Annotated in this window: 17 protein-coding genes, 1 rRNA gene and 1 pseudogene; 5 read left to right on the forward strand and 14 right to left on the reverse strand. The window is 38.1% G+C overall.

All coding sequences use genetic code 11. The annotated features are described in order from the left end of the window. A 16S ribosomal RNA gene (locus tag GNT69_RS21490) occupies nt 1–109 on the reverse strand; the annotation flags it as partial. Between the two features lie 596 nt (nt 110–705). Between GNT69_RS21490 and GNT69_RS21495 the strand changes: the two genes are divergently transcribed. The 4 genes and pseudogenes from GNT69_RS21495 to GNT69_RS21510 form a co-directional block, all read left to right on the forward strand. After that, on the forward strand, nt 706–2319 hold the full coding sequence (locus GNT69_RS21495) for an ATP-binding protein (RefSeq protein ID WP_343206542.1): 1614 nt from the start codon (nt 706–708) through the stop codon (nt 2317–2319). Between the two features lie 10 nt (nt 2320–2329). Next, nucleotides 2330–3052, forward strand: a complete 723-nt coding sequence (locus GNT69_RS21500; RefSeq protein WP_203557051.1) for a response regulator — start codon at nt 2330–2332, stop codon at nt 3050–3052. Between the two features lie 181 nt (nt 3053–3233). Then, a complete protein-coding gene (locus tag GNT69_RS21505) occupies nt 3234–4571 on the forward strand; it encodes a CitMHS family transporter (RefSeq protein WP_203557052.1) in 1338 nt (445 codons plus the stop codon). 149 nt (nt 4572–4720) lie between these two features. Beyond that, a pseudogene (locus tag GNT69_RS21510) lies at nt 4721–4941 on the forward strand (SDR family oxidoreductase); the annotation flags it as partial. 80 nt (nt 4942–5021) lie between these two features. On the opposite strand, the gene GNT69_RS21515 reads toward GNT69_RS21510, so the two are convergent. Both GNT69_RS21515 and GNT69_RS21520 read right to left on the reverse strand, forming a co-directional pair. Then, nucleotides 5022–5924 carry a fumarylacetoacetate hydrolase family protein gene (locus GNT69_RS21515; RefSeq protein ID WP_203557053.1) on the reverse strand — a complete coding sequence of 301 codons (903 nt, stop codon included), beginning with the start codon at nt 5922–5924 and terminating at the stop codon, nt 5022–5024. Nucleotides 5925–6316: 392 nt separating this feature from the next. Continuing rightward, on the reverse strand, nt 6317–6727 hold the full coding sequence (locus tag GNT69_RS21520) for a carboxymuconolactone decarboxylase family protein (RefSeq protein WP_203557054.1): 411 nt from the start codon (nt 6725–6727) through the stop codon (nt 6317–6319). A gap of 279 nt (nt 6728–7006) precedes the next feature. Here GNT69_RS21520 and GNT69_RS21525 point away from each other — a divergent pair, with 279 nt between their 5' ends. Next, entirely contained in the window at nt 7007–7966 is a 960-nt protein-coding gene (locus GNT69_RS21525) for a DMT family transporter (RefSeq protein ID WP_203557055.1), read from the forward strand. A 105-nt stretch (nt 7967–8071) separates the two neighbouring features. Here the strand turns inward: GNT69_RS21525 and GNT69_RS21530 are convergent, their stop codons facing one another. The 11 genes from GNT69_RS21530 to GNT69_RS21580 form a co-directional block, all read right to left on the reverse strand. Next, a complete protein-coding gene (locus GNT69_RS21530; RefSeq protein ID WP_203557056.1) occupies nt 8072–8827 on the reverse strand; it encodes an NUDIX domain-containing protein in 756 nt (251 codons plus the stop codon). Between the two features lie 154 nt (nt 8828–8981). Beyond that, the gene (locus tag GNT69_RS21535; RefSeq protein ID WP_203557057.1) at nt 8982–10616 is read right to left on the reverse strand and encodes a thiamine pyrophosphate-binding protein; all 1635 of its coding nucleotides are present in this window, start codon (nt 10614–10616) and stop codon (nt 8982–8984) included. A 715-nt stretch (nt 10617–11331) separates the two neighbouring features. Next, complete coding sequence (locus tag GNT69_RS21540; protein WP_203557058.1) at nt 11332–11790, reverse strand: YtxH domain-containing protein; 459 nt, start codon at nt 11788–11790, stop codon at nt 11332–11334. 423 nt (nt 11791–12213) lie between these two features. Further along, nucleotides 12214–14436, reverse strand: coding sequence for a phosphoribosylformylglycinamidine synthase subunit PurL (gene purL / locus GNT69_RS21545; RefSeq protein ID WP_203557059.1), 2223 nt, complete (start codon nt 14434–14436; stop codon nt 12214–12216). A 643-nt stretch (nt 14437–15079) separates the two neighbouring features. Then, nucleotides 15080–15532 (reverse strand): DnaB-like helicase C-terminal domain-containing protein, encoded by a 453-nt coding sequence (locus GNT69_RS21550; protein WP_203557060.1) that lies wholly within the window; start codon nt 15530–15532, stop codon nt 15080–15082. Then, the gene (locus GNT69_RS21555) at nt 15523–15900 is read right to left on the reverse strand and encodes a P-loop NTPase family protein (protein ID WP_203557061.1); all 378 of its coding nucleotides are present in this window, start codon (nt 15898–15900) and stop codon (nt 15523–15525) included. The genes GNT69_RS21550 and GNT69_RS21555 overlap by 10 nt, the downstream gene beginning before the upstream one ends. A gap of 110 nt (nt 15901–16010) precedes the next feature. After that, nucleotides 16011–16868 (reverse strand): DnaD domain-containing protein, encoded by an 858-nt coding sequence (locus GNT69_RS21560; RefSeq protein ID WP_203557062.1) that lies wholly within the window; start codon nt 16866–16868, stop codon nt 16011–16013. A 325-nt stretch (nt 16869–17193) separates the two neighbouring features. After that, the gene (locus GNT69_RS21565) at nt 17194–17922 is read right to left on the reverse strand and encodes a Fic family protein (protein ID WP_203557063.1); all 729 of its coding nucleotides are present in this window, start codon (nt 17920–17922) and stop codon (nt 17194–17196) included. A 329-nt stretch (nt 17923–18251) separates the two neighbouring features. Then, nucleotides 18252–18572, reverse strand: coding sequence for a hypothetical protein (locus GNT69_RS21570; protein WP_203557064.1), 321 nt, complete (start codon nt 18570–18572; stop codon nt 18252–18254). Between the two features lie 512 nt (nt 18573–19084). Next, nucleotides 19085–19351 (reverse strand): hypothetical protein, encoded by a 267-nt coding sequence (locus tag GNT69_RS21575; RefSeq protein WP_203557065.1) that lies wholly within the window; start codon nt 19349–19351, stop codon nt 19085–19087. Between the two features lie 161 nt (nt 19352–19512). After that, on the reverse strand, nt 19513–19899 hold the full coding sequence (locus tag GNT69_RS21580) for a cupredoxin domain-containing protein (protein ID WP_203557066.1): 387 nt from the start codon (nt 19897–19899) through the stop codon (nt 19513–19515). Nucleotides 19900–19970: the final 71 nt, after the last annotated feature.

The following is a 19970-nucleotide window of genomic DNA, read 5'->3' on the forward strand; positions in this document are numbered from 1 at the left end:
CCCGTCCGCCACTAATCGTCAGGAGCAAGCTCCTTCAGATTCGTACGACTTGCATGTATTAGGCACGCCGCCAGCGTTCGTCCTGAGCCAGGATCAAACTCTCCAATAAGAGTAAGCTTTAGCTCATAAAATAAAACGTTGGCTCATGTTCTCTATATATAATAGAAGAAACACAATAAATATTGTTTGTTGACGCTTGTTTGTTTAGTTTTCAAAGAACAATTTTTCAACCGTCGCTTTTTGAGGCGACAAGGAATAATATATCATGTTATCAAGTTCATTTCAATAACAATTTTTACCAAGTTTCAATTGTTATTTATTCACTTCATAACCCGTTTGCCTTTTTTCAGCGACAAGAATTAAATAGTACTACAACTGATTTCTTTCGTCAATAATTTTATTCATAAAAATGATTTGTCAAAATCAGTTATTCTTACCTACTTCCGAAGCAGCTAAATTAGATTACCACCTTTTATCGCAAACTTTCAATAGAAATATTTTCCAATATTAAATTATTCTTAAACATTGAGCAAAACTGATCATTTCTATGTTGTTAATTACTATTAAACTTTCTTTAATAGTCTTAATTCTCAGTTGTGTATTCAAACGAGAGGTAGAAGTAAGTAAACAGAGAATCGTCCCCCTTGTTTGCAACCGTTCTTTTGTTTGCTAAACTTAAATTAAAAATCTTGAGGTGTGGTTGTTGTGGTTAATATTGGGCGGGAACAGCGGGAGACTGGTGTTTATCCTCGTGTAAATTTTAGTTTAAAATTAAAAATGATTACGTTGATTAGTTTACTGGTTGCCGGAATATGTTTGGTTTTCGCAATATTCCTCCATTCTTTCATCTCCGACACAATCGAGGACCAAGTCGGGATAAGAGCATTAAGTTTGGCTGAAAGCATTGCCAACATCCCTGAAATCAAGGATGCTTTTCATTTGGAGGACCCTTCATCCGTCATTCAAGACATCGTTACCCCAATTAAGGAAGAGACTGGAGCTGAATTTATCGTTGTTGGAAATCTCGACGAGATCCGATATTCTCATCCAAACCAAAGCCTGATTGGAAAAGAAATGGTTGGGGGCGATAATGAACGAGCCTTATTACTCGGGGAATCCTATGTCTCAAAACAAGAAGGAACCCTTGGCTTATCCATACGGGGAAAGGTTCCTATTTATTCAGATGGTACGATCATCGGCGTCGTATCGGTTGGTTTTTTAAATCATAATGTTCAAGAAATTATTGAAAATCAAGGGAAAGCGATTTGGTATACACTTGGAATGATTGTCTTATTAGGGATCATCGGAGCAATTTTGATTTCATTTTATCTAAAAAAATTATTACATAATATGGAGCCAGAGGAAATCTCCCACTTATATTTGCAAAATGAAGCGATTTTACAGTCCACACAGGAAGGAATTATCGCTGTTAATAACAACGGCTTGATTACAACCATCAATTCGACCGCTAATGAGATTCTTTCTGCTTCAGCGAATCAGGCTAAAATCGGAACACCAATTCAAAATGTGATTCCGACCGTTCACCTGATGGGTAAATATGATCACAACCACGAAATGGTTCTGGGCGAAAAGATTGTGTTGATGAATCAAACTCCTATGTATCATGAAGACTCTCTTTCAGGAGCTGTTTTTACGTTCCGGGCAAAAAGTGAACTTCAGAAAATTACCGAGGAATTATCTCGAATAAAGCAATATGCCGATGCACAACGAGCTCAAACTCATGAACATTCCAATAAGCTTCATATTATCTTAGGTTTGCTGCTAAACAATCGAGTTGAAGAAGCGATTGATTTTATTAAAAAAGAAAATCATCTTCAAAATGATCGTTTAAAGCTTTTAAGAGAAAAGGTCTCTGACCCCTTAATTCATGCTTTATTACAAGGGAAATTCATTCAAGCTCAAGAGCTTGGTGTCAGTTTATCGATTCATCCAGATAGCCAATTAACCCAATCGCTGACAGAACCCCAACAAGATGCACTACTGACGGCATTAGGAAATGTTATTGAGAATGCTTTTGAGGCCGTAAAAAACCAGGTTAACCAAAAACGGAAAGTGTCGATTTTCTTTACAGATATCGGAGACGATGTCCTTTTTGAAGTAGAGGATTCAGGGACCGGTATTCAACCTCAGGCCATTCCCGACATTTTTGATCAAGGGTTTTCTACTAAACAGGGACTGCATCGTGGAACTGGTCTAACATTATCGCGGCAGATGATACGTGAAGTTGGGGGAGAAATCATTTTAGAAGAAGGAGAAATGGGTGGAGCTTGCTTCATCATTAGTATTCCAAAAGATTGAGGGGATAGAAATGACCAAAGAGTTTACTGTACTGATTGTCGAGGATGATTTTAGAGTTGCAGAGATTCATCGACAATATGTAGAAAAAGTGAATGGATTTGTTGTCCAAAAGACCGTAAACAGTAAAAAATCAGCATTTGATTATCTTAAAAATACAAAGCAGTTGCCGGATTTGCTTTTATTAGATATTTACATCCCTGATGTGGAGGGATTAGAACTATTTTGGCAACTTCGTCATAGCTATCAAGAAGTCGATATTGTTGCCGTTACAGCAGCTAATGACGTGAAAACGGTTCAGGAAACCTTGCGTGGCGGGATCTTCGATTTTATTGTAAAACCATTTGACTATACTCGCTTAGAGCATACGTTATTAAGGTACAAAGAGTTTCGCCAACATCTTAAGTCGGAAAAAGAAATGAGTCAGGAGGAAATTAATCAACTAACAGGTTTTCAGCCTATCCCCGTTCCTCCCTCTTCCGTAAAGCCAGAACATCCAAAAGGGATTGATCCAATTACATTAAAGGAGATTGAGCGTTTATTTGATGAAGAAAACATCGAAGGAATTACCGCTGTAGAATTAAGCAAACAAATTGGTACGAGCCGTTCAACCGCACGAAGATACCTAGAATATTTTGTTGCAACAAACAAGCTCAAAACCAAACTTATCTATGGAACAGTCGGGAGACCCGAACGTCAATATATTCTTCGTGAAACTTATGAACAAAATGAATAATATATAAGTTATTGTATTTATGGATGAATTATTTATCTCCTTCCTATTCTTATGTTATTTTTCTATTAATCTAAAAATTCATAGAGAAATTCATAGATGCGCTCCCTTGTAAACGCATTCAATTAACAATAGATGCTAATTAAGTGGCGTATAAACAATGGTATTAGGAAGGGGATATGTTATGAGTTTGAGTTTGATTGGTTTTCTTATTATTGTCGTGATCGTAACATTGCTGATCAGCGGGAAAGTGACGCCAATTGTGGCGATGGTTTTACCGCCAATAATCGGAGCGTTGGTGGCAGGATTTGCGTTTACTGATATTGGCACTTTTTTCAATGATGGAATGCGTTCAGTTATCTCTGTTGCAATCATGTTTATATTTGCAATTCTTTTCTTTGGGATTATGCAAGATGTCGGCCTCTTTGATCCAATGATTAATAAAATGGTCGCTCTTTCAAAAGGAAACGTCATTATCGTTAGTGTCGTTACCGTTCTAATTGCCATCGTTGCTCAATTAGATGGGTCTGGAGCTTCTACTTTTTTGATTACCATTACCGCTTTGCTCCCGTTATATAAACGATTAAAAATGAATCCGTACCTACTGCTTCTATTAATCGCGGGTTCGGCAAGTATAATGAATATGCTCCCTTGGGCAGGCCCACTCGGGAGAGTTTCCTCGGTTCTTGAAATCGATGTCACAGAATTATGGCAACCATTGATACCGATTCAAGTCTTTGGGATTATTCTCATGTTGACCTTAGCTATTTTACTAGGGATGAAAGAACAGCGTCGAATTATTAAAAACTATGGATCTATAGAAATTGCAGTTGCTGCGGAACAAATTGAAATGGACCCCGAGATAAATAAGCCCGAACCGGATACGAAACAAAATCCTTTGGCTCGGCCAAAATTGTTATGGGTAAACGCAGTGATCGCTATTGCTGTTATCGGTGTGCTCGTCTCTGGGCTTATTCCAGCTGGGTTAGCGTTCATGATTGGGCTCAGTATCGCATTACCGGTTAACTTCCCAAGTGTTAAAGATCAAATGGAAAGAATTCGCGCCCATTCCGCAAATGCCCTCATGATGGCATCCATTATTCTTGCAGCCGGGTTGTTTTTAGGTATTCTCAATGGAACAGGGATGCTAACTGCGATCGCAAATGATGTTGTTGCAGTCCTGCCAAGTGCGATTGGTCCATATTTGCATATCATCATTGGTATTTTAGGAGTTCCGTTTGATCTATTATTGAGTACAGATGCTTATTACTTCGCTTTATTCCCTGTTGTCGAACAAATTGCAGCTGGATTCGGAATCAGCTCTTTATCGACAGCCTATGCGATGATTATTGGAAATATTGTCGGAACTTTTGTCAGCCCACTAGCACCTGCCGTATGGCTTGCACTCGGTTTGTCCGGACTCGAAATGGGACGACATATTCGCTATTCTCTATTTTGGATGTGGGGCCTAAGCCTCATTCTACTAGCAACTGCCATCTTAATCGGTGTCATACAAGTCTAAAAAAACGTGACGGTTCTCGTGTTTACAAATGCGAGAACCGTCACCTTTTTTCTTAAAATATATAGTAGATAAATAGACAACAGTCGTTACCGTAATCATGTTTTTGCAAACTAACACTTTTCCACAACTCCTCAATAATCCATTCCTTTAATGCCATTTCTGCTAGGGCAATTCGTACGCTCGCTGCCAAAGGCGTTGGTTCATTTAACGAGCTGCTTCATAAGATTGAAGATCTGCACCTTTAAACAGAAATGTAACACAAGAAGAGGTGGGTGACATGGCGATCGCAATGCTTAGTAATCTATCTAGAGGAGTTACAGGTGAAATTATTTATGTAGATTCAAGTTGTAATATAATCGGCTCCGTTTAGCTAGCGCATCATCCCAGGGGTTCCCCCGGTGCAGAAAAGCATTCCTGCATCGGGGACTGGTCTATCATAGTTAGACTATTTTAGTTTTCTTTTACAGCTTTATTTTTGATTTCTCCAATTCCCTCGATAGTTACGATGACTTCATCCCCATCACGGAGATATAATTTGGGATTTCGACCAAATCCAACTCCAGCAGGTGTTCCAGTGGCAATTACATCGCCTGGGTCTAATGTGATGCCTTCAGAAATATAGGAAATAATCCTTTGAATCGGGAAGATTAGCTCTTTTGTATTCGAGCTTTGTAGTACTTGATCACCAATTTTTAATTCAATATTTAAATTGTGCGGATCCTCAATCTCATCTTTCGTTACAAGCCATGGTCCCATTGGCCCGTGTGTGTCAAAGTTCTTCCCTAGGGAGAATTGTGGGGAATGAAACTGATAATCTCTTACACTAACATCATTAATTACAGTATATCCTGCAACATAATCTAAAGCGTTTTCCTCAGAAATATAACGACCTGTCTTCCCAATAACGACAGCTAACTCAGCTTCATAGTCAATGTTTTCTGATACTTTAGGTAAAACAATATTATCATAAGGACCATTTACAGTATTTGAGTATTTCGAAAACAACATTGGATACTGAGGTATTTCCATATTTGATTCTTCAGCATGATCTTTATAATTTAAACCTACACAAATGATTTTATCGGGTTTTGGTACTGGCGCGAATAAACTAGTTTCTGAAAGCGGTTGAGTCAACTTCGAATGAATCGCTTGCTCAAGATTTCCTTCTACTAAAGCAATCACTTTTTCTGTTGTTTTTATCGCATTTTCTCCTAGTTCCAATAATGCCTTCACTTCATTAGGAAGTGTCTCACCATAAAAAGCGGCTGCTTTTTCTAAATCAATTACATACTCTTCTTTTACAACTACCCCTGCTCTTAACCCTTTATTTGAACGAAAAGTTGCTAATCTCATTACGTATCACTCCTATTAAGGATATTTGTTTTTTATCAGGTTGTGTTCTATTAAACCGAAATATTAAAAGAAATCCTACCTGATATTTTCACTAACATTTGCCACACATTATGATTTAAACAAAAACAAAATCAATGGCTCGGCAGATTTGGTGGAATTTTCTTAACATTTCAATTGTAATAAAGCAAGGGATGTTTGTCTATTTTAAATACAAAGAACATCTTCCCTTACGGTTGACTCTGGTTCTTCAATTAAAGTTAAATACAAGATTAACATTTTGAGACAAGAAAATGGTTCCAATCGCCAAAAATTTCCTGATTGGAACCATTTTTTGAAGGCACAGTCTCGACCCAGTTTTTGTTTACCGCTATTGTATGTACTTACTTTCTAATTCAAGCTTCAGATGTTGTCACTTTGACACCCTGTTCTTCAAAAACTTTTTGGGCAACTTTTAAAGCATTTAAAACACTCGGGAATCCTGTATATGGAATGAGGTGTATGATGCAGCCTACAATCTCTTCTGGTTTTAAACCAACGCTAAGCCCAGTTTTTATATGCATCTCAATCTGCGGTTTTCCTTGAGCTACAAGGGCAGTAATCGTTGTTAGAACCTTTTGCTTATTATCCAATCCTGGCCGGGAATAAATATCACCGAAAGCAAATTCAACAACATATTTGCTTAAATCAGGAGCAATATCCTTAAATCCTTCTCCAATATCCATGAAGCCAGTTGGGTTTTCATCACTTGATGATGTAAGCTCCTTTATCTTTTCAATTCCTTTTTGATAACGATCTGACGCCATTTAAAAATCCTCCTTGGTTACATTACTTATCATTTAAACAAAGTTTACAATAAAGAAAAATTAATATTTTAACAATTCTAGTATAACGTCTTTAGAAATATTAGTAAAATAAGGGGTGAACGATAAGAATCTAAAAATAAACCGTTCATTTGTGAATGCGAATGCGTAGAGGCCCCGCGAAATTTTTTTGAATTGTAACAAGCAAACAGAATAATATACTAAATCACTTCGTCCCCCTATAATGAAATCACATCAATGTTTTTGGGGAGATAAATAAAAATGAGCAATAATCGCTTATCCTTTCTAGGTATACTATTTGGGATGATTGCAGGGGCAGCTTGGGGATTAGCCTTTCTTATTCCAAATATCCTTTCCAGTTTTTCATCATTGGAAATTACTTTGGGACGTTACTTTATGTACGGCTCGTATTCCCTTCTATTATTCATGATATACAAAACAAATCCTTTACATATTCCAGCAAGAGTATGGTCGAGAGCATTGCTCTATGCTTTTACTGGAAATATCGGTTACTTCTTTTTTCTCGTATTAGGAATCAAATATGCAGGAGCGACCATTACTGCGTTGATTATTGGAACTCTGCCGATCGTCATCAGTTTTGTCGGGAACCTACTGAATAAAGAATTTCCTTTTAAAATTCTCCTGATTCCTGCCTGTTTGATATTAATAGGGATCTTCCTATTATCTAGCAGTGGTCAAGGAGATGTTAGCAGCCTACCTGTCACAAAAAGTAGTCTTTTGCTCGGATTCCTCTGTTGTTTCATTGCGCTTGCATTGTGGACATGGTATGGAATATCAAATGCCAATTTTCTCAAAAAAGAAACTGAGGTTACTCCCAATCTTTTTTCCACCATCGTTGGGATTCAAACGCTAACTTTAGTTGGATTCGTGCTGCTTATTAGCAAGCTGACAAATCAACAAATAATGAGTAATCTGATCGTACAGGATGGCTTTATGGAATATTTGATTGGAATTATTGTTTTGGGAATTATCGCTTCATGGGTAGCCACATGGGCATGGAATCAAACTTCGATTCGATTAACCGTATCCATAGCTGGTATGATGATTGTTTTTGAGACTATATTTGGATTGCTTTATTCATTTGTCTATTACGCCACTTTTCCAACCATTTTAGAATGGGTAAGTATCATTTTTATTCTCCAAGGGATCACATTTGGAATATGGAAAATCAATAGGCATAGAATAGCTGAACAAAAATGATTACGGGAGTATTTGAGTTAAAAAAAAACTCCCGTCGTAGTAATTGACGAAGCGCGAGTTTAGGAATGATTGAATTTTACAACTACAAATATTACAGCCTTTATATTAGATTTCGCCGTCATACCGTTTCACCAACTTATAGGGGCGAACCTGAAATGCTTCATACGGAATGTATTGACCATTCATCGCGTCTAAAACTCTTGGAATAAATTTTCCTCTTTTAACATAAGTAGAAAGATTCACCGGATCGACCGGGAAAAAACCAACCTCTTTCGTTTCCTCAGAAGTTCTGAGCTCTCCTCCAGTCCTTTTCCCTCGAAAAATAATGGCGATCGTTTCTCCATTTGAATACACACCTGTGATGCCAAATAATTTAACAATAATTCCTGTCTCTTCAAAGATTTCGCGACATAGAGCATGGTCAAGTGTTTCGCCATCCTCCACCCCGCCTCCTGGCAGTTCCCATGTATCACTCCGCCAATACGTACGTACTAAAAGCATTTCTCCGACATCATTGACAATATAACCACTAACCGTTATGTTCTGATTCGATCTCTCAGGTTTATCTCTCTTTGTTAAAAATTGCTCTGTCTTTATCAAATAGGGCTGATTTTTCTTCAGTTGCTCTTGATGTTTTCTTCCTATCTGATCATTGCTCACTCTCTCGATTATTTTTCGATATTCTTCGATACTCGGATACTCCCAAATCACCATCACTTCATCCCTTGATTCCGTAAGCCACTTTCCTACCAGTTTGGAGCCATTTTTTATCTGAACCGGCATGATGTATTGTTCAAAAAAATCGCAAAATTCTTCTGCTTTTTCAGGGAGAATCTTATAGATTTCTCGATTGTAAAACATAACCATCCTCTTTTCACATAAAATCATCCCTCCATTTTATGTTCATTTAAGCAATGGGTCCCATTGATTCTCCTTAACTGCTACAGCCGATCTTTGATCCGGGATGATTTCTACGAATAGAAACTCCTTCAGCTTTGCGAAGTTGTCATCCGTTCTAACCTTTTGTTTCAGGATGGATGACTGGCGCTGTTTCAACCGATATCAGCGTTGGCCCTTCATTTAGAAATGCTTTTTTTAGAGTATGATCTAACTCACTCTCATCCTTAATATGATAACCTTTCCAAAAGCAAGCCTCAGCCATTTTTATAAAGTCTGGATTCGTTAAGTCAACACCCATTTCGTTGCTTCCACTAGCAATCATTTTATCCCGTTCCATTTGTAAAGCATGATTATTGAAAATAATGACGACAATATTTAGTTTGTATTTTACGGCAGTCAACAAGTCAGCTAGGGTCATTTCGATTCCGCCGTCTCCAACAACCGCAACCACCTGTTTTTCTGGATAGCACAATTTTGCTGCAAGGGCTGCTGGTAAGCCAAATCCCATTGTTCGCCATTCACCAGAAAAAATGATTTGTTGCTTTTTTGAGCGAAAGTTCCGATTGAACCAAACGGTTACATCACCCGTATCGAGGGCAATAATCGCATCCTCGTGTACATTGTTTTCAATGGCTCTTACGATTCGCGAAGGATGAAGAGGTTGACTGGATTGTAATCCTTCTTGCTCGTTTTCGTTGGCCCATTTTTCTTTTGCTGTATAAACCTGTGTCATCCAGTCATTCGTTGCAGAATCGTTTCGAAAGCTTTCTGTTAATTGCGGGACGATCATTTCTGCAGCACCTACAACACCTAGCTCAACAGGAATGCCTTTTCCGATATTTTCTTTTGCTATTTCAATTTGGATGATTCTTGCGTGTTGAGGCACATAGCCTTCTGGCCACCACAAATTCCCGATAAGCAAAACGACATCGGACTGCTGAAAAAGCTGTTTGGCATGAGGATTTCCACCTTGACCAATCCCACCTAAAAGGTTTTCAGATGCATCATTAAAGAATCCTTTTGCCCCTAAACTAACAAGAATACCCGCACCCCAAACCTTGGCTAAAGCCTCAATATCACCAACTGAATTTTTTGCTCCTACACCTGCTAGGATCATTGGTTTTTTAGCTGTTTTCATCACAGCAACGACGTTTTGTAATTCTTTTTTATCGATGAAAGTTTGGCCTTGGATGATTTTGGCTTCACGATAAATTTTTGCTGATGATTTCATTTCAAAAAGATCCTTTGGAATCGAAAGGTGAGAAACCGTCCCTTTTATAAGCGATGTGTTCATTGCTTTTACTAAAAGATCTGTTACGCTATTTTGGTGCGTGACCAAGGTCGTATATTCAGCCAGTGGTTTAATCAGTTCTTGCTGATCAATATACTGTTTATAGTCCGTCCCAATTTTTTGTGTAGGAGCTTGACCTGTAATGGCTAAAACAGGCACCTTATCCAAATAGGCATCTCCGAGACCGTTCAGAAGATTTCCGAGTCCCGGCCCCATCGTTGCAAGACAAACCCCAAGCCTTCCAGTTAACTTAGCTTCGGCTGAGGCCATCATTGCCGCAACTGATTCATGTTTGACGGCAATAAATTGAATCGTATTTTGCTTTGCCATTTCATCCATTAAGCCGATAATCGCATCTCCAACAACCCCGTAAATCCTTTTGACTCCCCACGTTTCTAGTTGTTTTAACATAAGTTTGGCAACTGTTTCATTCATTGATTGATTAGATTCTGGATTCATTATGTATTTATCTCCTTTTGGCAATATAGCTTACTATTTCATTTATAGGTGCTTATTATTCTTGAAATTTGGTTCCTGATTCCCAAGAAGACGGGACACTGGGGACAGGTACCGTGGCGCTAAAGAAAACTATGATTGGTGAACGGTGCCAGTCACCATTCGCCTGATGATAAACACATAATGCGTCCGTTCCTTTCGGCTGTTTCTCATTAAAAAACTTGTAAGGATTATCCATTTTCTCCCCAGATTTTAAGGAGGGAAAATAACTTACCTCATTATTTTTTCACAAACAATTGGAGTCGCAATCATAAAATGCTGTTTATAGTATTTATGGTCTTTTTCTTTCTCTTCGTATTCCTGTTATGTAATAGCTCTGACCCATGCTCGAGCCAAGCGATTACATGCTCTAGATAATCGAACATCATCGGTGCTAGGAAGTGCTATCTTTCATCTATCGTATTGCTATTAATTGATAGATACTTAATTTTTGTCCAGGACTATTATGAGACCGACAAAGAAAAGAGCACATACACTTTAAGTTGTCACGAAATTTAACACGGTTAGGTTGATTAAATTGGATTATTCAGTATTTTATTTCCGTTTACGACGATCATGCTCATAAAAATGACCAGACCCAAGTATTCATCATACTTGGGCTACTCCGTATCCTTTCCATAACCATTATTTATCAATTTTAAAGTTGATTCTTTCTCGATTATTCATTTGTAGTTTTTTTCAAATCCTGCATATCTTTATTTAAATCCCCTTGAATCGACTCAATTTCTGCTTCAACAACTTGTCTTATTTCTTCACCAGCATTTTTTTCCTCTTGCATAAGTTCCCTTACGATTTCCTTTAAATCTTCAATAGTCATTTTATTAGGCTTTTCAGTATTCTTTAATAACTGCATTGCTTCACTAATGACTTCTTGAATTTTCTCTCTTACGGACTGTGAGACGTTTGAAGTACTTTCATTGATCATTTCCGAAAGTTCACTAATTTTACTTTTTAGTTTATTTGTACCTTCCTCTGTCTTTTCTTTTCCTTTTACAAGTCGCTCACTTACGTCTTCTCGTAATTCTTCTCCTGATTTGGGAGTTGTAAGTAAGGTAGCAGTAGCTCCGACGGCTACTCCAATAACAGTACCAAGTGCAAAGTTTTTTTGATTTTTCATAACGATCAACTCTCTTTCAAAGTGTTTATATATCTTTACCATTTTAGCTAAGCTATTAAACTACCATTTGTATCCAATTGAATTAGAAAGCCTTTTCCACGACTTGTGCCTTTAGTTTAAAATGACGGAAATGAAATCTTATGTGCCCTTAGGTCTTCAAAGATGTCGTTGACAGCTAGAAAACGGCAATTTAAAACACATCAAAAAGACAGGATATGAATCATCCTGCCTTATTTCTTTTTTTATGTATTTAATTATTTTTGTCCTTAGGTAAATACCCGTGATTAGGGACCGACCTCAATGTCATGATTCACCATCATTGTTCAATAGGTAAAGCACGGCCCATTCACAGGGTGCCGTGCTCTACCTAAAGGTTATTTAACACATTCACTTTCATTCTTACTTCGATTTTCTACAACGAATTTATTTAGCTGCTACGAACTGAGGAATCGCTTCACTCCAAAGTGTATGTAGTTCTTCAACGGCATCGTCAATGATCTGTTCACCGTCTACAGATACGATCAATTTCCTACTGTTCGTTACCGTGCCGATTTGGCTCGCTTCTGTCCATAGGTTTTCAAATTGTTCTTTGTTTTCTGCTTTTACTGTTACTAAGAACCTTGATTGTGATTCACTAAATAATGCTACCGTTGCGTCACCAGTTAAGCGTACTTCAACACCTAAACCTTGTCCCTTAAATAGACTCTCAGCTAAGGCAACAGCAAGTCCACCTTCAGATAAATCATGTGCAGATACGACAAGACCTTCTTTAATGGCAGTAGCAAGTACGTTTTGACGGTTTGCTTCAACATGTAAATCAATCGCTGGGGCTTTTCCTGAATATTTTCCAGCAGTAATATTTTGCAGTTCACTGCCACCGAATTCAGGGAATGTTTCACCAATTAGATACACAAGGTCCCCGTTATTTTGGAAATGGCTCGGTGTCACATATTTTGTATGTTCGATTAGTCCGACCATACCAATGATTGGTGTTGGAAGAATCGCTTCGTCTTTTGATGTATTATACATGGAAACATTCCCGCTAATAACTGGTGTTTCAAGTGCAAGACATGCCTCACTGATGCCATCTATGCTCGCTTCCATTTGCCAAAATACCTCTGGATCGTTCGGGTTCCCATAGTTCAAGCCATCTGTAATCGCAAGTGGTTTTGCACCAGAACAAACAAGATTTCGTGCTGCTTCAGCCACGGCAATTTGTCCACCAACTTTAGGGTCTAAATAAATATAACGAGAATTACAGTCCGTCGTAATCGCAATGGCTTTATCTGTTCCATCGATTTTCACGATTGCTGCATCCGATCCTGGACCAACAAGGGTGTTTCCTTGTGCCTCTGAGTCATATTGCTTGTATGCCCATTCTTTGCTTGCGATGGTCGGCTGCTGTAAGAGCTGTCTTAACACCGCTTGATGATCGTTGACTTGTGGAACTTCATTTTCCATCGCTTGAAATTCTTGATAGTATGTAGCTTCTTTTGATGGCAAATGATAAACAGGTGCTTCATCAGCTAGTATATTGACAGGAATATCTACGACGACCTCATCATGCTGCTTAATACGGAAGGTTTTTTCTTCGATAACCTCACCAATCACTGCCGCATCGACATCATGTTTCGCAAAAATATTAAGAATTTCCTGCTCCTGACCTTTTTTCGCGACTAATAACATCCGCTCCTGTGATTCAGACAGCATAATTTCATAGGCATTCATCCCTTCTTCACGCTGTGGGACAAGGTCTAGATTCATCTCAATTCCCGTACCTGCTTTCGCTGCCATTTCACTCGCAGATGATGTTAATCCGGCCGCACCCATATCTTGAATCCCAACTAATGCATCCGATTGAATGACTTCCAAGCAGGCATTCATTAACTTTTTACCGATATGTGGATTCCCGATTGCGACTGCAGATGTATTCTCTTCTTTCCCAGCTTCGACAACATCTGAAGAAAACGATGCACCCCCAACTCCGTCTTTTCCGGTATCTCCACCAGCATAAATCACGACATTCCCTACACCGGAGGCAACACCTTTTTGCATATCGTCATGAGAAATAAGCCCAACAACCATCGCATTAACTAATGGGTTTTCTTCATATTGCTCATCAAATTGAATCTCGCCACCAACCGTTGGAACATCGACCACATTTCCATAACTCGCAATCCCACGGACCACTTCAGAAAATAACATTTTCGTATGGTCATTATCTAGATTGCCAAAACGTAATGAATTCATCGATGCAATTGGTTTTGCTCCCATTGAAAAGACATCACGCAAAATCCCACCAACACCTGTTGCTGAACCTTCAAATGGTTCGACAAAAGACGGACTATTATGACTTTCAATTTTAAAAACAACTGCTTGATTATCGCCAATGTCAACAACCCCAGCACCTTCACCAGGTCCTTGTAAAACACGACTCCCTTTCGTTGGGAATCTTCTTAGTAATGGTTTCGACGATTTGTAGCTACAATGCTCGGACCACATCGCAGAGAAAATCCCTGTTTCCGTATAGTTCGGACGACGTTTTAATAGATTCTTTGCTAGTTGGTACTCTTCGTCTGTTAACCCCATTTCCTTGTAAATTTGTTCATTTTCAATTTGTTCTGGGCTTATGTTATGTTGCGACATCAATATTCCCTCCAAAATAATCTAATTTGTTTGGTAAATAATGCTTGTTTTTTTAACGAAAAATACTCGTTTCTTCGACATCTTCTGCACCACTTACCTACATTTTCCCTCTTCCATAATAGCTGTCTCGACAGGTTTTGACAATAACCGGAATTAGAAAAATCGTGCCAGTGGGGGCTGACCCCCGCTCAGCTAAAGTGTTCAGCGTTAATGTGTTAAAGTGTTTTTTAATGGCTTTAGCCCCCTTATCACCTGGGGTGTTGTCGAAGGAATCCTACGCCAATATATTTATGACTTAAAAATTGTCATTGAGCATTTAAAATGATTTGCTTTTAGAAAAAGGTGCCTGTCCCCCGTTGTGCTAAAGTATTAACGTACTCGGGAACAGGCACCTTACTTCCCGAGACATATAAAGAACTTCCGATGCGATTAATGATTACATACACTTCTATAATTATGGCCGATATCAAGAGAGATTAAACGGGAAACGGGAAACGGGGGGACGGTTCTAGTGTTTCCCTAACTTTTGGTATTTTTAATAAATATAGGTGTTTTTAGAATTAAATAGGAGGGTAATGGAACTGCCCACATTTTTCACACTTATGCATTTTCCGGCAAATTCTCAATCCTGCCTGTACATTCGTTATATCATGGCTGTCCCAACTTGACCATTCCGATTTTTGCAAACAATTAACTCAAGCAGAGGGTTCCCCTCACTCCTGTCGTAATATTTTTCACGGTACAAGAACACAATGATATCAGCATCTTGCTCCACACTCCCGGATTCACGAATATCAGACATCATCGGTCGTTTATTCGTTCTACTTTCGACATTTCGATTGAGCTGTGCTAAGCAAACGACCGGGCAAGAAAATTCTTTTGCCATCAGTTTTAGACTTCTCGATATTTCCGTCACCTGCATATGTAAATTCCCGCCATAAGATTGATTTGTCCCGATTAAGGTCAAATAGTCGATAAATATAATCGGTTTTTTCTTTGGAATTTGGTGAATCATCTTCCGTGTCTTCGCTCTCATTTCCGGAACGGTTTGTCCTGGACCATCAAAAATTTGAATTTTGGTCTCATTCAGATGCACCAAGACATCCTGCCATTTATGGTCGCGCTTGTAAATAACTCTTTCTCCTGCCAAGGGGCCTCATACATCTCGGCCAATGCATCGGTGATTGACTTATGATCATCAATCTTGATTTCGTTTATTTTATCGAGCTCGGCAATCACTTTTTCAATCTCCCAATCATTTTTGGCAGCTAGAAATAAAATATTATTCTTCTCCCGTTCCTTCCATGCTTCGAGAATTAAATCCTCGATTTCGTTAAATTTCTCGACATCCGCATGAGCTTGCAATTCACTCAAATAGGAAATTCCTCCGTAAAACTCCAGGTTTTCAATCATCGATAGCGTAATTAAATCGATTCCTTTGCCACATTGAGTAAACTCCATCATCTTCTACATGATTTCTCGATTCCACGTTTCTGCTAACTGTTCGGGACGAATCACCGTATCTTTCATTAAATAGCTCGCCTTCATCAAGCACCCTAAGAAAGCTTTTTCAACTAACATTCCTCATCCTCCTCCCCTGCACAAAGATCCACTTGAAAACCATTCGGGATATCTCTACCGATGTGATTCGGAGAAGACTTGTTCTTCTTTTTTGCGATTTGTTCCATATACGCAAGTTGTGCTGCCTGAACTTCATCCACGGACTTATACCCTTTACTGGCCCAATCACGAAGGATTGCTTCAATATACCTCCAGTTTTTCGACCCATTTTCAACCGCTAATTTCATCGCCTCGATGACTAGTTTCTCGGATAAGTCGTTACACCAGCTCGAAATTTTTTCAGAGATGTATCCACCGATCGTTCCAAATCCATTTTGTTCGAAAAATTGGAATGGATTCTCCTCTTTCGCGTGCGTTTCTTTAATTTCTTCTTTCTCTGACGTAATCTCTGAAGTAATCTCTGGTATTGGTGTGTTCAACGCAGCCTCTTCTGCTGCCCAGTTAGAAGCCATGTATTGTTCATCTTGATTACTCGGTAAGCTCACTTCTTCTTCATTGTGAACAACAGGGGATAAGGTTTCTTCATCGTATAGGGCTTCTAAAGCTTCATAATTAATGCGGTACCATTTCGTTTTATCTAATTTCAATCGATTGTAATTTCCGGTCATGATGAATTGTTCCTGTTCAAGCTTCGCGATGATTCGGCGAATCGTGCTGATGGACCAGAATGGAAATTGATCATGCCAATCTTCGTATGTGTTATACACCCACCGATGTCCATCATGAACATGCTTACTTTCATTCAACCAATAATAGAGCTGCTGAATAAAAATCGTTTCATTCAAACCAATCTTCGCCGCTAACTTCGGTAAAAGCATCATTGGTGCCTCATTCACTAATAATCTACTCATCCTTCACTATTCCTCCTTTTGATTCAAGCACTCAGTCAATTTGAAAAACCTCTCATCTTTTAAATATAAATTTCTTTTCAAAATGGACAGGCCATCTGTAAAAAAAGTGTGACGAATTTTTGAAGGGATATTTTTATACAAAGGGACAAGGCTTAAAATTGCGCGCAAAAAAAGGACAAAACGAAAACGTTTGTCCTTTGCTTCTCTATTGAGGGTGGTTTTTCTGCACAAGTATTTTGGTCATTCCCCCACTATACTAATGCGTTAATTCTATATCATACTGGGGGTCAGGCACTGGATCTAATTTGTTTACACCTTAGAGACATCATTCAATCGCACTCAAATACAAATCTATTGAGTCCTCTGCCTCTTTTGCAACTAGCTGAATAAAGTCATTATAATCTTGTTGAGTATGGGCTTTGTCTAAGGCTTCATAATAATTTAACCGATTTTCTACTTTAATGATAATCGGTGGGAATCCATCTTTCATCAGCTCTAAATTAAGTAATAAGCGTGAAGTACGTCCATTTCCATCAATAAAAGGGTGAATACCTACAAACAGTGCATGTAACATCGCTCCACGTGTGATTGGATGCAATTTTTTTGTTTCTCGCTTGTACCAATTCATGAGTTGTTCCATTTGTTCCTTAATAAGATAAGGAGCTGGTGGCGTATGTTTGGCCCCTGAAATAAATACTTGTTGATCTCGATAGATTCCTGCATACTCATCATCTATCCCTTTTAGGATGAGTCGATGTAGATTTTTTATCTGCCATTCTGATAAAGGTTCTTTGCTTTGGACAACTTCTTCCACATACGTAATTGCATCACGATGGTTGATGACCTCCAAGTGTTCACGCATCGTTTTTCCACCAACTGTAATGCCTTCCAATACTACCTTCGTTTCATTTAAGGTTAACGTGTTCCCTTCAATAGCGTTTGTATTATATGTCCATTCAAGCAATAGCTTTTCACGTAAACTTCTCACTGTGTATTTTGGCAAAGGACGTTTTCCATCAAGACGTGCTTTTTTTTGGTCAATTTGTTCAAACATTTTTTTCTCACCTCTCAGGATAAAAACGATCTATTTTAACTAGATTTCGCTTTGTTATCGTACCGATTTTATTGTATTATATCATTTATTAAACATTCGATAAAAAGAGGAAAAAACCTTGGATAAATTGAGTTTATTTAGGCAAAACTATAAAATTAAATAAACCATTCATTGTATAAAATTAGTGGTGGCAAATAATTTTAAAAATGAATTTAACAATATGTCTTATTGTGTTTTTTAAAAAGAAACTCATTAGAGGTTAAAGGAAGGGAAATGGATAAAAGGTTATAGAAGTGGAAAATTCCGAGTAAGCTAAATGTTTAAAGCAGTCAACAAAAAAAAACTTTTACACTCCCCTCCTTTTGTGCTGTTTCTAAACAGTTTAAAATAAAATCCTGGATTTGTTTCTGATCCCAATTCATTTCTTTTTGAGGCACACTACTATCAAATAATTGATTGCACGCATTTAAAGCCTCCTCCATTTGTTGGAAGGTAAAAATTGAACTTTCACCTGTTCCGCTGACTCCAGCATAGTATTTTTCTGCATCAAGCAAACTGTACAGTATGATAGCATTGTAATTCCCCATGCTAAAACGTGCATAGGCAACTTCTTTTCCTGCGTTATTGCATCCTGAAATATCGTGTCCCATTAATGATTCTCCTCCAAATTTAAATTTTTTTAATCCACAAAATGAATCATACACTCAGACTTTTTAAGATTTTAAAATAGTTAATTTTGGTTATCACTCCTTTCAATTCTACTTTTTGTAAAGCCATTTTCATTTTGGAAAGAGTGGAAGATATAAGGAAATAAAGCAGACGGAATAACGTAGAAGTTTCAAATTAAAGGTTTAAAAAACGATGGAATTATTCACAGCAATTTTTCTCAAGGATTTTCATGTGTACGAAGCGTTAAAATGTGGGTAAGAGCAGAAAAACATGTGGGGTTTTCAATATAATATTTCCATGACAAAGGAAAATTGTCAATGTCAATAATTCGACAATACCATGTTATTTGAAAGACTGCTTGACAATACTGTAAAAACATTAATTTTTATGAAGGAATTAGCAAGGTGGCAGTCTCAAAACTCGAATTTGTATGGACACATCAAACAGACGCTTTTTCTTATTCAAAAAAAGCGCCGTTTTTTTTCTATTAGTCTTATTGGCGATACATTAACTGAACTTTTTCAAGATCTGCTATAAAAAGGTTAATTTCCTCTTGGCTTAAGCGTAAAGGCATTTGATCATATAAAGTGATGATTTGACCATCCATGTCATCCCGATGTTTTTCTAAATAATCATAAAGACTTTTTAACTGGTTTTCTTTAATCGTCGATTGTGTGGTAAAAGATTTTACCTTCTGTAAAGAAAATTCGTTCGTGAGTTCATCAAACTCACCGGAAATAATGTTCCCCGTCAACAACATGTGATCACCCCTCAACAACAAGGTTCGTTTCTGTTAGTTTAACCCAAAATGTCACAACTATTATGACTATTGCTAGCAAATTTTGGAGGGACAGAGGGACAGGTACCTTATCATTCCGCTATATAATTCTAAATTGGGACGTTCAGGACTGTCCTTCCTTGTTATTTAACGATTACTTTTCCAACCATCCCTTCCCTTAAATGGTACCGACATATAAGTTTATATGTACCGGACTTTTCTGGTTTCACGGTAATGGTTTTTTCTTTTCCTGGCTGGACTTCGGCGTCAATATTGAGCTTTTCCACTGTAAAGGTGTGTTCTTTTTTACCTTTGTTTTTCAATATTAGTGTTGTCGTTGCACCATTGGGAATTGTGATGACATCCGGTTTAAAGTAATCATCGTTCAACTCGACCTCAATCGCATTCTCCATCTCATCAGGTTGTGTTACGACCCGCGATTCGGCAAATACGCCGAATGAACCTGGAATGATTACACTTATCATCGCAAGCACAACGACTAATCCTGTTATCAACCTTCTCACAAACATTCATCATCCCTCCTTTCCATAGACTATTCTTGTCCAATCCATAAAATATTATCAGTGAAAGAGGGACAGCT

Source organism: Bacillus sp. B15-48 (assembly GCF_016879755.1).
GTDB lineage: Bacteria > Bacillota > Bacilli > Bacillales > Cytobacillaceae > Mesobacillus_B.

Bases quoted from the DNA above. Each gene is read 5' to 3' on its own strand.
- GNT69_RS21500 (WP_203557051.1), top strand. From the start codon at position 2,330: ATGACCAAAGAGTTTACTGTACTGATTGTCGAGGATGATTTTAGAGTT.
- purL (WP_203557059.1), bottom strand. From the start codon at position 14,436: ATGTCGCAACATAACATAAGCCCAGAACAAATTGAAAATGAACAAATT.
- GNT69_RS21560 (WP_203557062.1), bottom strand. From the start codon at position 16,868: ATGAGTAGATTATTAGTGAATGAGGCACCAATGATGCTTTTACCGAAG.
- GNT69_RS21535 (WP_203557057.1), bottom strand. From the start codon at position 10,616: ATGAATCCAGAATCTAATCAATCAATGAATGAAACAGTTGCCAAACTT.
- GNT69_RS21580 (WP_203557066.1), bottom strand. From the start codon at position 19,899: ATGTTTGTGAGAAGGTTGATAACAGGATTAGTCGTTGTGCTTGCGATG.
- GNT69_RS21515 (WP_203557053.1), bottom strand. From the start codon at position 5,924: ATGAGATTAGCAACTTTTCGTTCAAATAAAGGGTTAAGAGCAGGGGTA.
- GNT69_RS21555 (WP_203557061.1), bottom strand. From the start codon at position 15,900: ATGATGGAGTTTACTCAATGTGGCAAAGGAATCGATTTAATTACGCTA.
- GNT69_RS21540 (WP_203557058.1), bottom strand. From the start codon at position 11,790: ATGAAAAATCAAAAAAACTTTGCACTTGGTACTGTTATTGGAGTAGCC.
- GNT69_RS21575 (WP_203557065.1), bottom strand. From the start codon at position 19,351: ATGTTGTTGACGGGGAACATTATTTCCGGTGAGTTTGATGAACTCACG.
- GNT69_RS21530 (WP_203557056.1), bottom strand. From the start codon at position 8,827: ATGTTTTACAATCGAGAAATCTATAAGATTCTCCCTGAAAAAGCAGAA.
- GNT69_RS21520 (WP_203557054.1), bottom strand. From the start codon at position 6,727: ATGGCGTCAGATCGTTATCAAAAAGGAATTGAAAAGATAAAGGAGCTT.
- GNT69_RS21525 (WP_203557055.1), top strand. From the start codon at position 7,007: ATGAGCAATAATCGCTTATCCTTTCTAGGTATACTATTTGGGATGATT.
- GNT69_RS21570 (WP_203557064.1), bottom strand. From the start codon at position 18,572: ATGGGACACGATATTTCAGGATGCAATAACGCAGGAAAAGAAGTTGCC.
- GNT69_RS21505 (WP_203557052.1), top strand. From the start codon at position 3,234: ATGAGTTTGAGTTTGATTGGTTTTCTTATTATTGTCGTGATCGTAACA.
- GNT69_RS21565 (WP_203557063.1), bottom strand. From the start codon at position 17,922: ATGTTTGAACAAATTGACCAAAAAAAAGCACGTCTTGATGGAAAACGT.